This is a genomic window from Lapidilactobacillus luobeiensis (assembly GCF_024345205.1).
Classification (GTDB): domain Bacteria; phylum Bacillota; class Bacilli; order Lactobacillales; family Lactobacillaceae; genus Lapidilactobacillus; species Lapidilactobacillus luobeiensis.
In genome coordinates this window covers 149,225-168,865 of record NZ_BROC01000002.1, presented here as the reverse complement: position 1 = coordinate 168,865, position 19,641 = coordinate 149,225, and the positions used below count along the sequence as shown (strand labels likewise).

Genomic DNA, 19,641 nt, shown 5'->3' with positions numbered 1-19,641 from the left:
CTTTATTCAGCTTCAGTAGCGAGCAATGCCTTACGAGAAGCATTGATCCGCCCTTTACCATCGATACTAACAACTTTGACTAATAATTGATCGCCTAATTTGACCGCATCTTCGACTTTGTTCAAACGACCTGGGGTCAATTGCGAAATGTGGATCAGAGCGTTTTTACCCTTAGCCAATTCCACAAAGGCGCCAAACGGTTCGATTCGATTGACTGTACCCATATAAACCCCACCGACCTCGATCTCGCGAGTTAGATCGGTAATGATTTGCTTCGCCTGTTCGATCGCATCACGATCATTCGAACTGATCGTCACTTGTCCAGTTTGCTCTATATCGATTTTAACACCTGTTTGGTCAATAATCTCGTTAATTGTTTCGCCACCGCGACCGATCACATCTTTGATCTGTTCTGGCTTGATCATCATTTGTTCGATTTTCGGCGCGTACTGACTCAATTCAGCTCGTGGCGCTGCCAAAGTAGTCGTCATTACTTTCAAGATCTGTAGGCGAGCTTGTTTGGCCTGTGCCAGCGCCTCCGCTAAGATTGCATTGGTGACGCCTTCTGCCTTGATATCCATTTGCAAGGCTGTGATCCCCGCCGTTGTTCCGGCCACCTTAAAGTCCATATCACCCAAATGATCTTCGATTCCTTGGATGTCTGTTAAAATCGCGTAGTCAGGTCCTTCCTTGACCATCCCCATCGCGATCCCCGCAACTGGTGCCTTGATCGGTACGCCACCATCCATCAACGCTAAAACACTGGCGCAAATACTCGCTTGAGAAGAGGAACCATTCGATTCAAGAACATTAGAAACCAAGCGGATCGCATAAGGAAAGCGTTCTGTGTCTGGAATGATCGGCAACATCGCGCGTTCACCTAAAGCGCCATGGCCGATCTCCCGCCGCCCTGGTGCGCCATAGCGCCCGGTTTCACCGACAGAGAATTGTGGAAAATTATAGTGGTGTACAAAATTTTTATGGTATTCCGGCAAAAGACCATCGATCGTCTGCGCCTCAGATAATGGCGCTAAGGTCAATGCGGAAAGCACTTGTGTTTGACCACGCGTAAACAGCCCAGACCCATGTGCTCGTGGTAATAGGCCGGCTTCGGCCGACAATGACCGGAGCTCGTCTAAGGCACGACCATCTGGACGTTGGTGTTGCTGAATGATCATCTGCCGAACTTCCTGACGTTCTAGATCATCTAACAGTTGATCGACCAGTGGCAGGATCGAATCAGCGCCATCTGCGGCCGCTAAGCCGGCATAATGGTCATGAGCCAATTCCTTGACCGCTGCGATATTGTCTTCGCGAGCCAATTTATCTTCGGTCAAAATTGCTTGACGCATCGTCGTTTGATAATGATCTTGGATCTCAGCGACCAGATCTGCAGGCGCGCTCGGACTAACAAAATCAAGCTTTGGTGCGCCGATCGCCGTGATGATTTCTTGTTGAAAAGCACATAATTCTTGGACCCGTTCGAAACCGAACTGCAACGCTGCTAACATGTCGGCTTCGGCGATCACATCGCCGCCAGCCTCGACCATATTGATCGCAGTTGCTGAACCAGCCACAGTCAGATCTAAATCAGAAGTTGACAAAGGCTCACTGGTCGGATTCAATTGCAGTTCGCCAGCGACTCGGGCGACCTTGACCCCAGCGATCGGACCAGCAAAGGGGATCGGTGAGATGCCTAAGGCCAATGATGAACCTAACATTGCCATTAACTCGGGTCCTGCTTCGGGATCCGCGCTGAAAACGATATTCGTGATCTGGACTTCATCGTTATAGCCGTCAGGGAAAAGTGGCCGGATCGGCCGATCGATCAGGCGCGCAGTCAAGGTCGCGTGCGTACTAGGCTTGCCTTCACGCTTATTAAAGCCACCAGGGATTTTACCAGCGGCGAACATCTTTTCATCATAGTTGATCGTCAAAGGGAAAAAATCTTGATTTTCTCGGGCCGCCTTATGAACGACCGCGCTTAATACCGCTGAATCACCATAGCGCACAAAAACAGCGCCATCAGCTTGTTTTGCCATTTGACCGATCTCGACTTGGAGATTCTTGCCAGCCCACTGCCGCCGAAAAATACGTTTATCTTGTTCCATGTTCTTCTTCCTTTACAATAGATTTTTATGTATAAAGAAAGCGAGATCGAATCGACCTCGCTGGTAAGGCTATTAACGACGCAAGCCCAAGCTCTTGATAAGTTCACGGTAACGAACAACGTCATTGTTCCGCAGATATGCTAATAAGTTACGGCGATGACCGATCTTCTTCAACAAACCAACGTATGAATGATGATCCTTCTTGTGGACCTTCAAGTGCGCGTTCAGTGTGTTGATCTCTTCAGTTAAAACTGCGATCTGCACCTCAGGAGAACCAGTATCCCCTTCGTGACGCGCATATTTGGTAATGAGTTCGTTCTTTTTTTCCTTAGAAATTGCCATTTCTTTCACCTCTTTGAAATTGTCCAAAAACAAGGTAAAACGTCGGTGAGTCGTTGAACCTAGTAATTGGTATAACAACAATACTTTAGCGAATATTAGCAAAAAAAGCAAGCAGATATTTAGGTTTCCCCCTAGTAAGTGAGAAAAAATTCAGTCGAAAGCGGTTAAATTCGCTGGAACGCTTGCATATCTAGCCTGTTCTGATATAATATTTTTTGGCAAGTTTTTATTTTTCTATAGTTGGAGGTGACCTCAATGCCACAAATCAAATCTGCAATCAAGCGTGTTGGTACGAACAATAAAGCTCGGACTCAAAACGCTAGCCAAAAAGCAGCAATGCGGACCGCAGTGAAGAAATTCGAAACTGCTCATGCAGAAAGCGCTGAAAATGCTGGTGCATTATACACTGACGCAATTCGCGCGATCGATATGGCCGCTTCCAAAGGCTTGATCCATGCCAATAAAGCTGCGCGTGACAAATCACGCTTAACTCGTTTAAACCAAGCTAACTAATTTAAATGACTCAGTTTTGACGAAAGCACTTGAGAAAATCCTCAAGTGCTTTTTTTGCATGCTTTTTAGAAAGTTTACATCCAGACATTGGCAAAATCAGGTGACCTCGACATCTTTTTCACTGCGTCGCAAATCTGGTGATCAATAATTCTAAGCCATTGGTTTTATCCACTTGCCCTGTTTTGATCTGATAATCCAATTTGACCAAACGCAAATACATTTCTTGCAGTCGCGCGGAACGATAATTCCGCGCTTGTCCTAAGGCCAGCTTGATGCGATATGGATGGACGCTCAATTGCTGTGCGATCGTGCCCTGAGTATACCCGGCCTGCTGCATGATCTTGACTTGCAGTAATAAGCGGACCTGTGTCAGTAAAAGTGCTAAAAGACCGATCGGTTCCTGACCATTGATGATCAATTTTCGGTAGATCAAGAGCGCACTTTGTAAATGACCGTTCAAGGTCGCTGCTACCAGCTCGAAGGCATTATCATCGATCACCTGCTCCACGGTCCGCGCAACTATCTCTGGGGTGATCGCGCCTGTGGGCCCCACGTAAAGCGCCAATTTCTCCATTTGCTGTAGCGCCGCAGAATAATCATCTCGGGTCCGCTGCAACAACAAATTCAATGCTGGTGCCGTGATCGTCGCGCCTAAACGTTGACAGTCTCGTTGTAAACGTCGGTTCAACTCCGTTCCTTGAACCTTTCCCGCGTTAACAAATAAAGCGACTTTTTTTAGCTGCTTCGTCACTTTTTTTCGTTCATCCAATTTTTCATAATCCGCCCAGATCACTAACTTCGTGGTAGGCTGTGGTTGCTGTAGATAGCCCAGCAGTAGCGCTGGATCTTGTTCTACTTTATTTTTATTAGTGGCCCCAGTCAGGAAAAAAGGTGTCGTTAAAATGACCAGTCGCCAATCACCAAAAAAAGGAACTGAGGCTGCATCATCCAAAGCCACTGCTAAACTAGTTTCTTGGAGATCATAGCGGCCCAGATTCATTTGGCGTTCATCTGGCGTCAATAACCGGTCAAAATAGGTCTGGATCTGAGTCAATAGCGCCTGCTCCTGCCCCAAGACAACGATCACCGGCGGTAATTCCGTCAGTGACGTTTGTTGTAATTGCTCTAAACTAATTATTTTCGTTGCCGTCTTGACCACGAATCCCTTCACTCCCCGTCAGTTTTGTCCGTATTTTCTGGTGCTTCGTCAGCAGATTTTCGCTCCATTCAATCATACCATAACGGGCCGTGTTCAGAAACGGGATTTTCGCGTTCCGTAAGCTTGTCAGTGTTGTCACTGCGGGATGATGATAGCGATTGGCGCGACCTGCAGAGATAAAAGCGCCACGTAAGCCTAATCGCCGCAAGAACTCAGGATGGCTGGCCGTTTGACTACCATGATGACCGATTTTAAGATAATCAGCACTCAAGTTAGGGTAGCGTTGCAACAACGCCAACTCATTTGCTTGGTCCAAGTCACCGGTGAACAACCAGCGGCTTGAACCCAATTGCAACAGCAAAACTAAAGAATCTTCATTTGTCCCCGCCCCTGGTTTAGTCGGTGCCAGAAACTGTCCCTGCAACCGACCATCGGCCAATTTTTGATCTGCCAAGCACGGGCGGATCCGCGTCGATCTAGCCAAACGGTCTAATTTTGCGCGAACTTGCGGATTTTCACTCATCCCTGCAGGGAGTATGATCTCATCGATCGGTATCTGCTGGGCCAACGCAACTAGGTCACCCACATGGTCCGCATCTTGATGAGTCAAGAGTACGTGATCCAAGTGATCGATCCCAGCTGCAGCTAAATAAGGTAATGTGGTCTGAGTCACACCAGCAGTAGTTTGCCGCGCTTGCCACTGCGCCTGTGGGAAGGTTAACCGCCCACCTGTATCGATCAACAAAGTTCGGCGTGGCCAAGCAGTCTGGACCAAAATACTATCTCCCTGCCCCACATCGATCAAAGTGACCCGCTGGACCAAAGGAACTTTGATGAACAAGCAATGTCCACATAACAAAATAATCAAAGGTCCACAAAACTGCGCTGAGAGTCGTGGCGCTTCATTTTGTAAGAGCATCAGGACCAGCGCGATCAAAATGACACTACCTAACGGTTTGCCAATGACCAATCGTCCTGGATGGTGATCAGTCAACCCTGATAGCAAGGTATACCATCGTTGCCAAAACGGTTCCCAGAACGCACAACTAGAAGCGCAAAGCCCCGTCGAAAAAATACTTGCTAAAAGGATCAGCGCAAATATCGGGGCGAGACTCCCACCCACCAAAAGCCAAAGCGACCAAACGCCAGTTTGCCCTAGTAAGATTAGTCCAGTCAAAGCTGATAATCGTAATTGTAGACGCCAATGAGCGAGCTCTGGTGGCGCTGAATAAAACAGCAGGGTCAAGCCGAAACTCAATTGAGCGCCCAACTCAAATAAAGCGGCCGGCTGTAAAAATAAACAAATCAACAAGGTTAAAGCGTAACGGTCAAGTGGTGACCAGTGTCGATGTCGCCAATGTTGCCATCGACTAAGCAAGAAACTGACGACCGCGCGCCAGATCCCGATCTGCCCACCAACAAAGATCGCGTAACCAGGTAACACAAGACTTAACACCCCACAAATGATCTCATCCGGGCAGTGTAGGCGGGCGCCCAACCAGCGACTGCTTTTAACGATCAAACTAACATGGAAGCCTGATAGTGCCAACAGATGGACCAGTCCCCAAGTGCTCAATAAGTCTCGTAATGGTTGATCGACTCGTTCTTGAACACCAGTGATCAACGCCCGCAAATGAAAACGACAACAGCGTGGATAGTGATCCCAGCGATGGCATAAACGACTACGCCAATATCCGAGCCACTCAAAAATCGTTTGTGGGGATCGAGTCGACCACCCGGCGATTTGAGCCTTGACTTGCCAAGTCACCTCCCGATGACTGGCCCAGTTTGCAAAATCAAATTGAGCCTGATTCGGGGCTGGACTGATTTTTTCACACTGCGACTGTTTGATCGTGAGCAACAAGGGACGGCAATTGCGTTGTAGTGCTTGCTTAGTCGCATTATCAGGGATCGTTATCAACGCAAAGACGCGACCACCATCTTCTGTTCGCGCGATCCCCGTCAGCAGATCGCCATTGAACTTGATTTGATCAGCACCAACGCTAAGCTGAGTGAGTTGTGTCGGTAAATACTGCCGCTGATATTTTGACCAAAGTTGCCGACCACCGAATAAGCCACAGCAGCAACATGTCACGCCTAGCAACGACCATTGCCGTCGCCAAATAAGCCGTAACAATGCCAGCCCCAACAATAACAAAAATAACCACGGTTGTTGACTCCAAAAAACACCTAGAAATAAGGCAACGCTCACCGCCGACCATAATAATTTGCCTTGGACCCCTTGATCGAGGCCCCAATTCCCCTTAAACGAGTCAAACGTCTCGCTCATCCGCGCTTTAAAGTTTAGCGCACACACAATTGATCACGGATCTTCGCTAAAGTTTTCTCCCCAATACCACTGACTTGGGTCAAGTCTTCCACCGATTTGAAACCACCATTTTGTTGCCGATAAGCAATGATGTCATCAGCTTTTTTTGGACCGATCCCACTGACCGTTTGCAGTTCAGTCGCGTCAGCGTGATTCAAGTCCACTAATCGTTGTTGCGCCGCTGGGCCGCCCCCAACAGTCGGCGCAGTCGGCGGTGTTACCGCCAAGTCTGTATCACCGCTATTCGCCGTTTCTTCTTTTGTGGGCACGTAAAGACTTAAGCCATCGGTCAAGGCACTAGCCAAGTTTATTTGCCGATCGTCAGCAGCCGCCGTCAAGCCCCCCGCCTTTTTCACCAAATCGATCACATGTTGATCGGCCGTAAGTCGATAAACATCTGGCCGAACGACTGCCCCTTTGATCTCAACATAGATCTTGGACGAGCGCGCGACTTCGCTGCTTTGACTATCTTTGGTCACGGTCGCTGAGGCTTTTTCCTGATCAGGATCTGTTTTTACGGGAAGCTCAGCACTTGTTTCTTGATTCGGCGCGAGTAACGGCGCGGTCAGCTGTGTTTGTGACCAACGATGACCAAGTAAGCCAATACTGATCAGTAAAACAACGACCAGCGCCAGTCCGATCAAAATAGGCCAACGATGGTTTTGATAAAATTCACGGGCTTTCACCATAATCTTCACCTCGACTTTAAATACGCAAAGTCCAGCAAAAAAGCCCGTCATGATTTAAAAAAATCAGGACGGACTTTTCGAATTTTCTCGATTCAGCGCTAAACTGATCTTAACTGCACCAGCTCGTGCTACTTAAACTGACGCTACTTTGCTGATACCCACCAGCTAGTTCACTGCTTTAGTTATCGGCTAAATAAGTCAAAACATCATTAAATTTCTTTACCGGAACGATCTTCATTTTGGTACCGATTTTTTTGGCCGCCTTTTTGGCTGTTTGATAATTGTTCAAATAATCAGGGTCAGCACGTTTGATCGCCTTGGTGACAGGATCATCGGGCGCGAAAAAGATCGTAGCGCCGGCTCGATCTGCCGCAACGACTTTTTTATCGATCCCGCCGATAGCACCGACCGTACCATCAGCGGCGATTGTTCCCGTCCCGGCGATCTTCCGGCCCCGCCGTAACTGATTACCAGTCAGCTGTTCATAGACCTGCAAAGAAAACATCATTCCTGCTGAGGGGCCGCCAATGTCGCCGGCATCGATCTTGACTGGGATCTTCGTGGTGACCCGCGTACGATCAGTTAAAGTGATCCCCAAGCCATGACGTTTTGTTCCCGGTAAAGCGATGATTTTTGCTGTGGTCGTCGCTGATTTCTTGGCGCGCAAATAATCGATGGTCACTTGCGCACCGATTTTCTTATTTTTCAAGTAATCGATAAAACCTTGGTTGTTCTTGAAGTGATGACCATCAACGGCAGTGATCGTATCTCCGACCTGGATCTTACCAGCAAGTGACGAGGTCGGGATCACTTCCATCACATAAATACCCAAGAAATCGACTTGGTACGTTTTCTTGGCTGCACGATAGGCTTGCGTGATTGCGTTATTGATCGAATTGGTCATGTAATATTCTTGGACCCGGTCATAAGTCGCACTATCAGCCGTACCCATCAGATCCTGACGACTGACCGTTTCTTGAAAATCATTGGTCTGAGCCATCAGCCAGCTGAAAGCCGTGGCTTGACGGATCCCCACTGTCACCAGCATGTAGTCGCCTTTTTTTTGATCATGCTGACCATCGACAGTAACAAATGGTTTCAATGATTCTGCCGATCCCGGTTGTTCGATATATTGAGGTAACGGCAATAAAAAGAATGCGGCAACCAACAAGATCCCGAGAACTGTTAAAAATGGACGTAACCATTTCTTTTTCAAATTTTTCGCCTTCTTTTTATCTGCCTAAGCAGCCCGATCTTCGCTGACGGTCAACAAGTTTGATCCGGCGTGGGCAACAATTTTTGACGCAACAATTTGATGGCTAATGGCGTCAAATAAGTCGAAACATCCCCGCCAAATGTTAAAACTTCTTTGATCATACTGGAAGAAACATAAGCCAACTTAGGATCGGTCAGCAAGAAAATCGTTTGGATCTCTGGCGCCAAACTAGCGTTCATCGCCGCTATCCCTGATTCATAAGTGAAATCATCGCTATTGCGCAGGCCACGCACTAAGAATTGCGCGCCGAGCTCGCGCGCCAAGCTGGTGGTCAAACCAGCTGGCCGAGCAATAACCTGCACGCGAGGATCATCCTTGACGGCCGCGCGAATGATCGCGACCCGTTCATCGACCGACAATAGATAATGTTTACTGCCATTAGTCATCACGCCGACCACGACCTCATCAAAAAGATCGAGCGCTTTTTCTAGCGTCACTAAATGACCCTGAGTCAAAGGGTCGAAACTACCCGCGAACAATGCCACTCGCTTCATATCTGATCACTCCTTTAAATAGCGATAGACCGTGATCTGCGTCAAGCCATAATCATGATGTTTCAGTTGGGTAAACCCAACTGGCGGTTCAGGCAACGCTTCACTATGATCGGTCTCCGCAATGATCAACGCCTGTGGGGCCAAGGATCCGGCCGCCGCTAACTTACTCATCAATGTGGGGATGATTTTAAAACGATAAGGTGGATCCAAGAAAACTAGATCGACTTTGATTTGTTGTTGACCCAAATAAGCCAAGGCCGACTGCGCTGGCATCTTCAATAATTGAAAACGTTCTGGCTCTTTGGTCACAACGATATTGTGCTGGATCGTTTCCTGAGCCTGCCGCTGCTTATCAACTAAAATAGCTTGGTCACAACCGCGAGAGACCGCTTCGATCCCTAAGCCACCAGTCCCAGCAAATAGGTCCAAAGCTATCCCACCATCGAAGTAAGGACCGATCATGCTGAATAGTGCTTCTTTGACTTTATCAGTCGTCGGTCGGGTCTGCGTTCCTGGGACCGCTAATAATCGACGGCCACCATAACGCCCGGAGATCACCCGCATCGCTACTCACCACGACTTTCTGCAGCCGCTTCTTGATCGAGCTTTTCGCCAAGATTCAGATCCAGTGAGCGCCGATATGAAGGCTCGACTTTACGGACGAAGCGCAAATGTTCCAAGGATTTTGTGACTCGCTCGGCTTGGTCTTGATCTACGTAAATGATCACATATTTCATTCGTTTCGATACATAATAAACTAGGCCATAGTGGCGCAATTGCCGAATTTGTTTCAAGGAATAGACCCAAACCGCTAGCGAAGTTCTTGCTTTGATTTTAAACATTTTTTTCAGCTTCCTTTAGGGCTTTTTTCTTTGTGTAAGCACTGATATTCAAGAGGATCCCAATACTGGTCAAGGAAATGATCAAACTGGCCCCCCCATAACTAATAAAGGGCAAGGTCACCCCGGTGATCGGTAAAAGGCCCAAAAGACCACCGACATTGAATAAGATCTGCACGAAAAACATGGTGCCGATACCAAAACAGATCAAAGACAGCGACGGTTGGTTTACTCGTAATCCGATCAAAAAACTCCGCAAAATAATGATTGCCAGTAAAATCAGGATCACGGTCACACCCACGACACCCAATTCTTCAGCCGTGATCGAGAGAATAAAATCAGTATAAGGTTCAGGCAGATAGCCAGTCTTTTGAATACTGTTCCCGACCCCCCGACCGAACCAACCCCCATTACTGATTGCGTAATAAGAATTGACCAATTGGATCCCGCCATGTTGCTCCAACTGAAATGGATGGGCAAACGCTTGAAATCGCTCTAATTGATAGTTCAAATGGAAAAGCTTCATGATCGGCGCATTGGCATCAGCATTGCCCAAGTAGCGGACTCCGGCGGTAAAGGTCGCGACCAAAAATCCCACGATCCCCAAGGAGAAGATCCAAGGGATCCCGCTAGCAGCAACCAACACTAACGTGATCAACAGCAGAATACTGGCCCCGCCAATATCCGGTTGTAAGGCCGCCATCACCATTAAGATAAAGGCCAAAAAAAACGGCGCAAGCAGATTTTTTAGATAATGGCCCCGATACATCGACCGTTGTTTGCGACCAAAAATAAAGGCTAGATAGAGGATCAGCGCTAATTTGGCTAGCTCCACGGGTTGGATCGTAAAACCACCGATACTGATCCAGCCCACGGCCCCATTGACCGCGGAACTGGGGTGAAAGATCCGCAAGCCCAAAAGGATCAACATCAAAATAAAAGTAAGCGCTAGCCAAAATAGAACGAATTTTTTTTCATAGAGGATCTCGACACGCAAAAGAAACGCGACCAAACCAGTGAAAACGCCCACGGCCGCCAGCACCAATTGACGCTTCAGATAATACGTCGCCGGCGCGCCCACATTAGCCAGCATGCTCGAACTGGCCGAATAGACCATGATCGCACCCAAGGCAACCAATAAGGTAACTGGTACCAAGAGCCAATAGTCGATCAATTTGAATTTCTGTCGCAAATCAGCGTCCTCCTTTCTCAAGTAAAATAGTCGTGAGTCGACCTGCTATTGCTCCTGACTGCCTGAGCAGATGCACCCTCAGCTCGGAAACAACTTGATTCGATTAAACACTATTCATTTTAGCATAGCCGTGGCAAAAATAAAAAAACAGATCGCTGATTTTGCTAAAATCTAGCCAAATCTCCGATCTGTTTCTAAAATCAGTTGATCATTATCACTTAGTTGTCTTGGGCAGCCATCTTGCGACGCTTGTCTGACTTACGCCGTTCGTTGGTGTTCAAGATCTTCTTACGTAAACGAGTCTTCGTTGGCGTAACTTCGCAGTATTCATCTTCGTTCAGGAATTCGATCGATTCTTCCAAAGACAATGACCGCGGTGTCCGGATCGCTGCCGCGTGATCTTTACCAGCCGCCCGGGTATTGGTCAGGTTCTTACCCTTGGTGACGTTGACTGCAATATCTTGATCCCGATTACTTTGACCAACGATCATGCCTTCATAGACATCGATCCCAGCAGCGATAAACAATTCGCCGCGGTCTTCAACTGACTGCAAACTATAAGTCGTTGACGGCCCTTGGTTGATCGAAACCAAGGCGCCGCTACGACGACCAGGTTCCCAGTTGCGGATCACTGGCATGTATTTTTCATATGAGTGGCTCATGATGCCGTAGCCACCAGTCTGTGACATGAATTCAGTCGAATAACCGATCAAGCCCCGTGAAGGAGCGAGGAAGGTCAAACGAGTCTGACCATTGCCCATGGATTCCATGTTCTGCATATCGCCTTTACGTTGCGCCATCGAATCGATCACAGAACCAACATATTGGTCGGGTGTATCGATCTGAACCAATTCAAATGGCTCAGACAATTGACCATCGATTTCGCGATAGATAACTTCTGGACGTGAAAGTTGCAATTCAAAGCCTTCCCGACGCATTTCTTCAACTAAAATCGACAAATGCAATTCGCCCCGACCGGAAACGACCCAAGCGCCTGGCAAATCAGTATCATCGACCCGCAAGGAAACATCGGTATGCAATTGAGATTTCAAGCGATCTTCGATTTTCCGTGGGGTCACGAATTTACCTTCGCGACCAGCGAATGGAGAATCATTGACCGCAAATGTCATTTGCAGGGTTGGCGCGTCGATCCGTAAGATCGGTAAGCGGTCTTGGTGGTCAACTGGCGTAACCGTTTCCCCAACGAAAATATCTTCCATCCCGGAAACCGCGATCAAATCGCCAGCTTTAGCCTCAGTGACTTCGATCCGTTTCAAGCCGAAAAAGCCAAATAACTTGGTGACCCGAAAATTCTTAGTTGAACCGTCTAATTTCAAGACAGAAACGCTATCGCCGATCTTGATTTTACCACGGAAGATCCGACCAACGCCGATCCGGCCAACATAATCGTTGTAATCCAGCATCGCAACTTGGAACTGCAAAGGTTCGTCGCTATTGTCGATCGGGGCTGGGATCGTATCCAAGATCGTGTCGAAAACAGGATCCATCGTATGCTTTTGCGTATCCAATTCAGCATCCATACTTGAGGTCCCATTGACCGCGCTTGTATAAACAACCGGGAATTCCAATTGGTCTTCATCAGCGCCTAATTCAATGAACAATTCCAACACTTCGTCCACAACTTCTTCAGGACGAGCGCCAGGACGGTCGATCTTGTTGATAACCACGATTGGAGTCAAGTGTTGATCCAGCGCTTTTTTCAAAACAAACCGCGTCTGTGGCATTGTGCCTTCAAAAGCGTCGACAACCAAGACCACACCGTCGACCATGCGCATGATCCGTTCCACTTCGCCACCGAAGTCCGCATGTCCCGGTGTGTCCAAAATGTTGATCTTGTGGTTGTGATAATCAACGGCCGTGACCTTAGATAAGATCGTGATGCCCCGTTCCCGTTCGATCGGATTGGAGTCCATCGCCCGATCTTCCAAGTTGATATGTTCGTCCAAAGTATCAGATTGTTTCAGTAATTCGTTAACTAACGTTGTTTTACCATGATCGACGTGGGCAATAATGGCAATATTTCGAATGTCTTCACGTGTTTTCAATGATTTTCTTCCTTCCAAAATGCATAAGTACGCTCTTGTTGTGACACAGTCAAATAAGATAATAACACAAAAAACCAGTCGCTTACAGAAAATTATTCATAAAACCGGTTTCAGTTTTGCAACTTTTTAAACGCAGGCCAGATCGCCGGGATCCCAGCGACGATCACCTCACGTTGACGTAAGGCGGGCATGGCCCCAGACAAATTACGGACTTCTAGTCCCAAAGCGCTACTGATCGCCCATCCAGCCGCCACATCCCAAGGAGATAAGGCGGAAATATAGCCGATCTGCTGATCGGTGATCAAACTCATGAACTCTAGTCCGGCGCTCCCAATTACTCGCACACCTGAAGTTTGCGCAGCCAAGGCCTGAAGATGATAGCGGTCATGGGCATACATCAACGCATTAACGCCTAAGAGGCCCTCTGCCAGCGGTTGTCGTTCTGGTAGTGTGATCGGTCGACCATTGAATTGTACGCCGGTCTGCGGCCCACCAACGATCAATTCGGACCGCATCACATCTGCGATCGCGCCGACCACTGGTTGCCCGTCCAAAAAAACGCCGATCATCGTGGCGAAATTTTGTCGTTGCCGCACGAAATTCATCGTCCCATCAATGGGATCCACAAAGAAAACTAGGCCCTGGAGATCGGTGATTTTATCACCGAACCCCTCTTCACCACAAATCTTAGCTTCTGGATAAGCCGCCCGGATCTGTTGCACATAAAATTGTTCGATCTGACGATCAATATTGGTGACTAAATCGTTTGGCCCTGATTTGGTACTGACTTGGATCGGTCCCAGCATGCTTTGCCTGATCCGATCACCGGCCAGTGACAGCCAGCTCACTAGATCATATTGGATTTTTAATGGCTCGAAAATCATGCTGCTCCCTCATTTCATTGTGATCGTTTTCTGATTAGGTGCTGCTTTTTGTACCGCTTGTTGGACGCGATAGATCGAATAGCCACTGACCGCATTGAACTCGTGATCCAACCGGCGTTGATCCATCTTTGCCGGATAAAAATAGGTGTATTCATGCCAAACATTGCGAAATTCTGCGACATTGACTTGATGCTCATAAGCTACCTCGACCAAGTTATAAAGATGCATCACCAATAAAATCTCAGCGGTGGACCAGTCCGGGTCTAAGGGGTAACTGTAATTATGTTCCATATGCGCTCCTAAATCGTCTTTTAGACGTTATCTTCTCATATTCTACTCGTTCTGGACCACTTTCGCCACCAAAAAGTCAATCACGCGCCAAATATTCGGCCAAATACGATCGTCAAACTAGGCCAACATAGAAAAAGATCCTTGGTTTTTTGACCAAGGACCTTTGAGAACCACTTAAATATTCGTTGGGAAACCTTCAGCAACATCTGCCGCATCCATGATTGCTTCACTTAGCGTCGGATGTGGATGGATCGTTAAGGCAATATCTGTGATATTCATGCCGCCTTCAACAGCTAAAGTCAGCTCAGAGATCAAATCACTCGCTCCAGAACCGGCGATCTGAGCACCTAGCAAAGTACCATCAGCCTTGTTGGAGATCAACTTGACAAAACCTTCTGTGGCATTCAGTGAGATCGCGCGACCATTAGCCATGAAGGGGAATTTATCAGACTTGGCATCGTAACCAGCCGCTTTTGCCTCTTTTAAGGTCAAGCCAGTGGAAGCCAATTCTGGATCGGTATAACAAACGGCAGGCATCGCCCGATAATCGACCGCTGCAGCCTTGCCACTGATCGCTTCTGCCGCGACTTTACCTTCATAAGAAGCCTTATGTGCTAAAGCAGCACCAGCAACGATATCCCCGATCGCGTAAATATTTGATTTATTAGTCCGACCTTGATTATCCACTGGCAATAGACCCCGTTCACCAACAGTGACGCCTGCTTGCTCTAGGCCCATATCATTGGTATTCGGTCGCCGACCAACCGTGACCATCACATAATCAGCCGAGATCGTTTCTGTTTTACCAGCGACTTCATACTTGACTTCGACATGATCAGCAAAATTCGTTGCCGCTTGGGCCATTGCTTTGGTGATCACCGTCACGCCACGTTTTTTGAAGCTATCCAAAACAAGTTTGACCATATCTTGATCGAAGTTCGGCAAAATTGAAGGCGTGCCTTCCAAGATCGTTACGTGAGCCCCTAGATTGGCATAAGCGCCGGCCAATTCAGAACCGATATAACCGCCACCGATCACGACTAATTCTTTAGGGACTTCAGGTAGATTCAAGCCGCCCGTCGAATCTACGACCCGTTTTTCAAACTTAAAGCCCTTGATCTCCACAGGACGCGAGCCAGTGGCGATGATCAAGTTCTTGAACGTATAAGTTTGGGCGCTGTCAGACTTGATCACACGTAGGCTGTGATCGTCTTTCAAGAAAGCGTCCCCTTCGATCAAATCGATCTTATGTTTTTTGAACAACATCCGGACACCGCCAGTCAAGCGCTCCACTACCTGATGTTGTTTCCAATCTTGAGTCTGAGCAAAATCGATCGTCGCATCTGTTTTACTAACACCAAACGAACTGGAATCACGCACCTCTTGGAGACGATGACCAGCATTGATCAGGGCCTTAGATGGGATACAGCCAACGTTTAAACAAACGCCGCCCACATATTCTCGCTCGATCACGGTCACTTTTTGGCCCAGTTCAGCGGCGTGGATCGCGGCCACATAACCACCAGGGCCAGCGCCGATCACCACTGTGTCTAAATCAATCGCAAAATCACCAACAACCATCTTTAACTATCCCTCCATCAACAATAATTCTGGATCCGCCAACAATTGTTTTAATTCATTAAGTGCTTTTTGAGCCGTCGCGCCATCGATCAACCGATGATCGAATGATAAGGACAGTTTCAACATATTGCCCACCACGATCTCACCGTCAGCGTTGACAGTTGGCTCCTTGGCGATCTTGCCGATACCTAAGATCGCATCTTCCGGATAATTGATCACCGGTGTGAACCAACCACCACCTAGAGAACCAATATTACTGATCGTCATTGAACCATGAGCCATTTCAGCAGGCTTCAATTTATTGTCCTGTGCCTTCTGGGCATTTTCTGAGATCTCCTTAGCGATCTCAAAAATACTCTTACGATCTGCATCTTTGATGTTCGGCACGTACAGACCGTGTGGCGTGTCCGTAGCGATACCCACATTAAAGTAATGCTTGTAAACGATCTCTTGAGTCGCATCGTCTAAAGACGCGTTCAAAATCGGGAAGTCGCGCAATACGATCACTAATGCTTTGACCACATAAGGCAAGAAGGTCAACTTGATCCCCTTATCAGCAGCAACTTGTTTAAAGCGTTTCCGATGAGCCATCAATGCCGAAACTTCAACCTCGTCAAAATGAGTCACATGTGGTGCAGTGTGCTTGCTTGTCACCATCGCCTTGGCGATTGCTTTACGCATTGGCGACATTTTCTCGCGCGTTTCATTTTCAAAAACTGGTAATGGTTCTACCGGAGCAGCCGCGGTTGCAGCGGATGCTGCTGGACTAGCGGTTGTTGCTGCCGTTGATGCTGCAACAACTGGTACCGGCCCGCCAACACTACTACGATCAATATCGGCTTTTGTGATCCGACCATGGTCACCGGTCGCCTGTACGGTCGCCAAATCGATTCCTTTTTCCCGAGCGTAGAGCCGAACGGATGGTAATGCTAAGATCGGTTGTCCCGGAGTGCTAGTAGCCACGATCGGTGTTGCCACTGCAGCCGGCGCTGACGGAACTGGTGCCGTTGGGGCCACCGGACTTGGCGCCGGGCTAACTAGCGCCGCAGTAACACTAGCCCCGGTCGGATTAGCCTCAGGCGCGTCAATCTCGACTAAAGGCTGACCGACTGTTACGGTCTCACCTTCATTGGTCAAGATCTGGATCACTTTACCAGTGACCGGCGCTGGGATCTCTTCGACAGATTTGTCATTTTGAACTTCTAATAAAGTGTCGTCTTCGTTGACCATTTCGCCTGGTGCGACATGCCACTTAACGATCTCGCCTTCCGCGATCCCTTCACCTAATTCCGGAAGTTTGAACTGGTAATAGCTAGCTGGCGTCGCTGCTGCCGGTGCCGCAGTCGTTGTTGGACTTGCCGCTGCCGGAGCACTATTGTTGCCATCGCCATCAAACTCGATCAAAGGCTGGCCAACCGTTACCGTGTCGCCTTCATTGGCTAAGATCTGGGTCACTTTGCCATCTGTTGGTGAGGGGATCTCTTCGACAGATTTATCATTTTGAACTTCAAGGATGATGTCATCTTCCTTGACTTGATCGCCTGGAGCAACGTGCCACTTGACGATCTCGCCTTCTGCGATGCCTTCACCCAATTCAGGTAACTTAAATACATAACTCATTGATTATCTGACCTCCACCTTAACTAGAAATTGACAGTTTTTTTAACTTCCGCGATGATATCATTGGCATTTGGTAACCAGGCTGTTTCCGCTTGGCCAAATGGGAATGGGGTATCTGGCGCCGCGACGAAACCGATCGGCGCTTGCAGATTGAGGATCGCACGTTGCGAGATCTCGGAGATCACTTGATTACCAACTCCGGCCTGCCGCTGCGCTTCTTGAACGACGACGACCCGACCTGTTTTTTCAACCGATGCAATGATCGTCTTCATATCTAAAGGTGCGATCGTCCGCAGATCGATCACTTCGGCCTCAATATTTGCCTTGGCCAATTCATCCGCTGCTTTTGTGGCCTCACGAACCATTGCGCCGTAAGTGACGATGGTCACATCACGACCAGAACGAGTTACGTTGGCTTGATCGAGAGGGACCGTATATTCACCATCTGGCACCTCATCACGGAAAGACCGATAAAGTTTCATATGTTCCAGATACATCACCGGATCATTGCTACGGATCGCGCTGATCAAAAGTCCTTTGGCATCATAAGGGTTGCTTGGGACCACGACCCGAATACCTGGAAATGAAGTGATCAGACCTTCGAAATTATCGGAGTGCATCTCCGGGGTATGGACACCACCACCGAAAGGCGCACGGATCGTGATCGGCATCTGGCGGGTATTGCCCATTCGATAACGCATCCGTGCCATTTGACCGCCGATCGAATCCATCGTCTCCAAAATAAAACCAAAGAACTGGATCTCAGGAACAGGCCGAAAACCTTCCAGTGCTAAACCGATCGAAAGACCACCGATCCCTGATTCTGCTAAAGGGGTATCAAAAACACGGTCTTCGCCGAACTTCGCTTGGAGACCTTCCGTCGCGCGGAAGACCCCACCGTTTTTACCAACGTCCTCGCCGAAAACTAAGACATTGTCATCATTGGCCAATTCAACTGCCATGGCATCAGTGATTGCTTGGATCATTGTTTTTTGAGCCATCTTAGTTTGCCTCCCGTTGTTCGAATTTCTGTAACTGTTCCTGAATATTTTGTGGTTGAACGTCATAGGTATTCTTCAAGAAATCGCTGACTTGTTGTTTCGGTGCTTGATCGGCCTCATCGATCGCAGCCTTGATCTCAGCCTTGTATTGATCGATCAACTGATTTTCTTTTTCTTCACTCCAGAGACCCTTTGCCGTCAGATATTTCCGCATCCGGATCAATGGGTCACGGCTCAGCCAAAGCTGATCCATTTCTGGCGTCCGATAGCGTTTCGGATCATCCCCTGATAAAGTATGGGGACCATAACGATAAGTCAAAGTCTCGATCAAAACTGGGCCATTTCCAGCTATCGCCCATTCCCGCGCGGAAGCCATGACTTGATAAACTGCTAAAGCGTCCATCCCATCAACGACGACACCAGGGATCCCAGCTGCCACTGCCTTTTGCGCTAAAGTTTTCGCGGCAGTCTGTTCCGCTCGCGGTACAGAGATGGCGAAGCCATTATTCTCGATCACGAAGATCGCTGGCGCTTTGAAATGACCGGCAAAGTTGATTCCTTCATAAAAGTCCCCTTGCGAAGTCCCACCATCACCAGTGTACGCATAAGCCACTTGTTTGCGACCACGTTTTTTCAAGCCTAACGCGATCCCAGCAGCCTGAACATATTGTGCCCCGATAATGATCTGTGGCGGTAACGCCCGAAATTCATCGGGATATTCGTTACCCATTTGATGGCCCCGTGACCATAAGAACGCTTTTGCTAAAGGTAAGCCATGTAAAACCAGCTCCGGCACATCCCGGTAGCGGGGCAAGATGAAATCACCTGGATCCATCGCATACTCACTAGCGACTTGAGATGCCTCGTGACCAGCGGTTGGCGCGTAAAAGCCTAGCCGACCTTGGCGGTTCAATGCTGTGGAGCGTTGATCTAAAGTGCGCGCAAAAACCATCTTTGAGAGCAAAGCCACCAATTGCTCATCAGTCAACTGGGGATCCAGCTCAGGCGCGATGATCTCGCCGGCTTCATTGAGTACCTTGATCTCCGGGAACTCTTGAGACTCTGTATCAACGATTTTTGCAAAATCGATTTTTCCGTTAATCATTTCTCTTGCCTCACTTTTCTGTAATACTAAATTAATTCAAACTGTATTATTATCTAGCATTTAATTTTAAGATATCATGTTCAAAACGAAGTTGCAAGCGATTTATCTCCATTCCTTAAAAAAGCGTTGCCATTATTAAAATCTGTGAA

At 48.1% G+C, this 19,641-nt stretch carries 18 protein-coding genes; 1 reads left to right on the top strand and 17 read right to left on the bottom strand.

Features of this window, described 5'->3' with window-relative positions; all coding sequences use genetic code 11:
• Positions 1 to 2: 2 nt before the first annotated feature.
• Positions 3 to 2,111: a polyribonucleotide nucleotidyltransferase gene (pnp, locus tag OCU21_RS01785; RefSeq protein WP_261805782.1), complete on the bottom strand. Its 2,109-nt coding sequence runs from the start codon at positions 2,109 to 2,111 to the stop codon at positions 3 to 5.
• 72 nt (positions 2,112 to 2,183) lie between these two features.
• Positions 2,184 to 2,453, bottom strand: coding sequence for a 30S ribosomal protein S15 (rpsO, locus tag OCU21_RS01780; protein ID WP_125601727.1), 270 nt, complete (start codon positions 2,451 to 2,453; stop codon positions 2,184 to 2,186).
• A gap of 255 nt (positions 2,454 to 2,708) precedes the next feature.
• Here rpsO and rpsT point away from each other — a divergent pair, with 255 nt between their 5' ends.
• Positions 2,709 to 2,966 carry a 30S ribosomal protein S20 gene (gene rpsT / locus OCU21_RS01775; protein ID WP_261805781.1) on the top strand — a complete coding sequence of 86 codons (258 nt, stop codon included), beginning with the start codon at positions 2,709 to 2,711 and terminating at the stop codon, positions 2,964 to 2,966.
• A 118-nt stretch (positions 2,967 to 3,084) separates the two neighbouring features.
• On the opposite strand, the gene holA is transcribed toward rpsT, so the two are convergent.
• The 15 genes from holA to pdhA all read right to left on the bottom strand — a co-directional run bounded on the left by holA (position 3,085) and on the right by pdhA (position 19,492).
• Entirely contained in the window at positions 3,085 to 4,125 is a 1,041-nt protein-coding gene (holA, locus tag OCU21_RS01770) for a DNA polymerase III subunit delta (protein WP_261805780.1), read from the bottom strand.
• Entirely contained in the window at positions 4,097 to 6,415 is a 2,319-nt protein-coding gene (locus tag OCU21_RS01765) for a DNA internalization-related competence protein ComEC/Rec2 (protein ID WP_261805779.1), read from the bottom strand. Before OCU21_RS01765 ends, holA begins: the two co-directional genes overlap by 29 nt.
• Positions 6,416 to 6,429: 14 nt before the next feature.
• A complete protein-coding gene (locus OCU21_RS01760; protein ID WP_261805778.1) occupies positions 6,430 to 7,143 on the bottom strand; it encodes a helix-hairpin-helix domain-containing protein in 714 nt (237 codons plus the stop codon).
• A 178-nt stretch (positions 7,144 to 7,321) separates the two neighbouring features.
• Positions 7,322 to 8,359 (bottom strand): SepM family pheromone-processing serine protease, encoded by a 1,038-nt coding sequence (locus tag OCU21_RS01755; RefSeq protein ID WP_261805777.1) that lies wholly within the window; start codon positions 8,357 to 8,359, stop codon positions 7,322 to 7,324.
• Positions 8,360 to 8,409: 50 nt separating this feature from the next.
• Positions 8,410 to 8,913, bottom strand: a complete 504-nt coding sequence (gene coaD / locus OCU21_RS01750) for a pantetheine-phosphate adenylyltransferase (RefSeq protein WP_261805776.1) — start codon at positions 8,911 to 8,913, stop codon at positions 8,410 to 8,412.
• Between the two features lie 6 nt (positions 8,914 to 8,919).
• On the bottom strand, positions 8,920 to 9,477 hold the full coding sequence (rsmD, locus tag OCU21_RS01745) for a 16S rRNA (guanine(966)-N(2))-methyltransferase RsmD (RefSeq protein WP_261805775.1): 558 nt from the start codon (positions 9,475 to 9,477) through the stop codon (positions 8,920 to 8,922).
• A 2-nt stretch (positions 9,478 to 9,479) separates the two neighbouring features.
• The gene (locus tag OCU21_RS01740) at positions 9,480 to 9,755 is read right to left on the bottom strand and encodes a YlbG family protein (RefSeq protein WP_261805774.1); all 276 of its coding nucleotides are present in this window, start codon (positions 9,753 to 9,755) and stop codon (positions 9,480 to 9,482) included.
• Positions 9,748 to 10,944, bottom strand: a complete 1,197-nt coding sequence (locus OCU21_RS01735; RefSeq protein WP_261805773.1) for an FtsW/RodA/SpoVE family cell cycle protein — start codon at positions 10,942 to 10,944, stop codon at positions 9,748 to 9,750. Before OCU21_RS01735 ends, OCU21_RS01740 begins: the two co-directional genes overlap by 8 nt.
• 218 nt (positions 10,945 to 11,162) lie before the next feature.
• On the bottom strand, positions 11,163 to 13,010 hold the full coding sequence (gene typA, locus OCU21_RS01730; protein ID WP_261805772.1) for a translational GTPase TypA: 1,848 nt from the start codon (positions 13,008 to 13,010) through the stop codon (positions 11,163 to 11,165).
• Between the two features lie 110 nt (positions 13,011 to 13,120).
• Positions 13,121 to 13,894 carry an inositol monophosphatase family protein gene (locus tag OCU21_RS01725; protein ID WP_261805771.1) on the bottom strand — a complete coding sequence of 258 codons (774 nt, stop codon included), beginning with the start codon at positions 13,892 to 13,894 and terminating at the stop codon, positions 13,121 to 13,123.
• A gap of 9 nt (positions 13,895 to 13,903) precedes the next feature.
• A complete protein-coding gene (locus OCU21_RS01720; RefSeq protein ID WP_261805770.1) occupies positions 13,904 to 14,185 on the bottom strand; it encodes a UPF0223 family protein in 282 nt (93 codons plus the stop codon).
• A gap of 174 nt (positions 14,186 to 14,359) precedes the next feature.
• Positions 14,360 to 15,766, bottom strand: a complete 1,407-nt coding sequence (gene lpdA, locus OCU21_RS01715) for a dihydrolipoyl dehydrogenase (protein ID WP_261805769.1) — start codon at positions 15,764 to 15,766, stop codon at positions 14,360 to 14,362.
• Positions 15,767 to 15,772: 6 nt separating this feature from the next.
• Complete coding sequence (locus tag OCU21_RS01710; protein ID WP_261805768.1) at positions 15,773 to 17,386, bottom strand: dihydrolipoyllysine-residue acetyltransferase; 1,614 nt, start codon at positions 17,384 to 17,386, stop codon at positions 15,773 to 15,775.
• 23 nt (positions 17,387 to 17,409) lie between these two features.
• A complete protein-coding gene (locus OCU21_RS01705) occupies positions 17,410 to 18,387 on the bottom strand; it encodes an alpha-ketoacid dehydrogenase subunit beta (protein WP_261805767.1) in 978 nt (325 codons plus the stop codon).
• Position 18,388: 1 nt separating this feature from the next.
• On the bottom strand, positions 18,389 to 19,492 hold the full coding sequence (pdhA, locus tag OCU21_RS01700) for a pyruvate dehydrogenase (acetyl-transferring) E1 component subunit alpha (protein ID WP_261805766.1): 1,104 nt from the start codon (positions 19,490 to 19,492) through the stop codon (positions 18,389 to 18,391).
• Positions 19,493 to 19,641 lie beyond the last annotated feature (149 nt).

Excerpts from the sequence above, each read along its gene's own strand:
- pnp (WP_261805782.1), bottom strand. The coding sequence starts at position 2,111 with ATGGAACAAGATAAACGTATTTTTCGGCGGCAGTGGGCTGGCAAGAAT.
- rpsO (WP_125601727.1), bottom strand. The coding sequence starts at position 2,453 with ATGGCAATTTCTAAGGAAAAAAAGAACGAACTCATTACCAAATATGCG.
- rpsT (WP_261805781.1), top strand. The coding sequence starts at position 2,709 with ATGCCACAAATCAAATCTGCAATCAAGCGTGTTGGTACGAACAATAAA.
- OCU21_RS01765 (WP_261805779.1), bottom strand. The coding sequence starts at position 6,415 with ATGAGCGAGACGTTTGACTCGTTTAAGGGGAATTGGGGCCTCGATCAA.
- OCU21_RS01760 (WP_261805778.1), bottom strand. The coding sequence starts at position 7,143 with ATGGTGAAAGCCCGTGAATTTTATCAAAACCATCGTTGGCCTATTTTG.
- coaD (WP_261805776.1), bottom strand. The coding sequence starts at position 8,913 with ATGAAGCGAGTGGCATTGTTCGCGGGTAGTTTCGACCCTTTGACTCAG.
- rsmD (WP_261805775.1), bottom strand. The coding sequence starts at position 9,477 with ATGCGGGTGATCTCCGGGCGTTATGGTGGCCGTCGATTATTAGCGGTC.
- OCU21_RS01740 (WP_261805774.1), bottom strand. The coding sequence starts at position 9,755 with ATGTTTAAAATCAAAGCAAGAACTTCGCTAGCGGTTTGGGTCTATTCC.
- OCU21_RS01725 (WP_261805771.1), bottom strand. The coding sequence starts at position 13,894 with ATGATTTTCGAGCCATTAAAAATCCAATATGATCTAGTGAGCTGGCTG.
- OCU21_RS01720 (WP_261805770.1), bottom strand. The coding sequence starts at position 14,185 with ATGGAACATAATTACAGTTACCCCTTAGACCCGGACTGGTCCACCGCT.
- lpdA (WP_261805769.1), bottom strand. The coding sequence starts at position 15,766 with ATGGTTGTTGGTGATTTTGCGATTGATTTAGACACAGTGGTGATCGGC.
- OCU21_RS01710 (WP_261805768.1), bottom strand. The coding sequence starts at position 17,386 with ATGAGTTATGTATTTAAGTTACCTGAATTGGGTGAAGGCATCGCAGAA.
- OCU21_RS01705 (WP_261805767.1), bottom strand. The coding sequence starts at position 18,387 with ATGGCTCAAAAAACAATGATCCAAGCAATCACTGATGCCATGGCAGTT.
- pdhA (WP_261805766.1), bottom strand. The coding sequence starts at position 19,492 with ATGATTAACGGAAAAATCGATTTTGCAAAAATCGTTGATACAGAGTCT.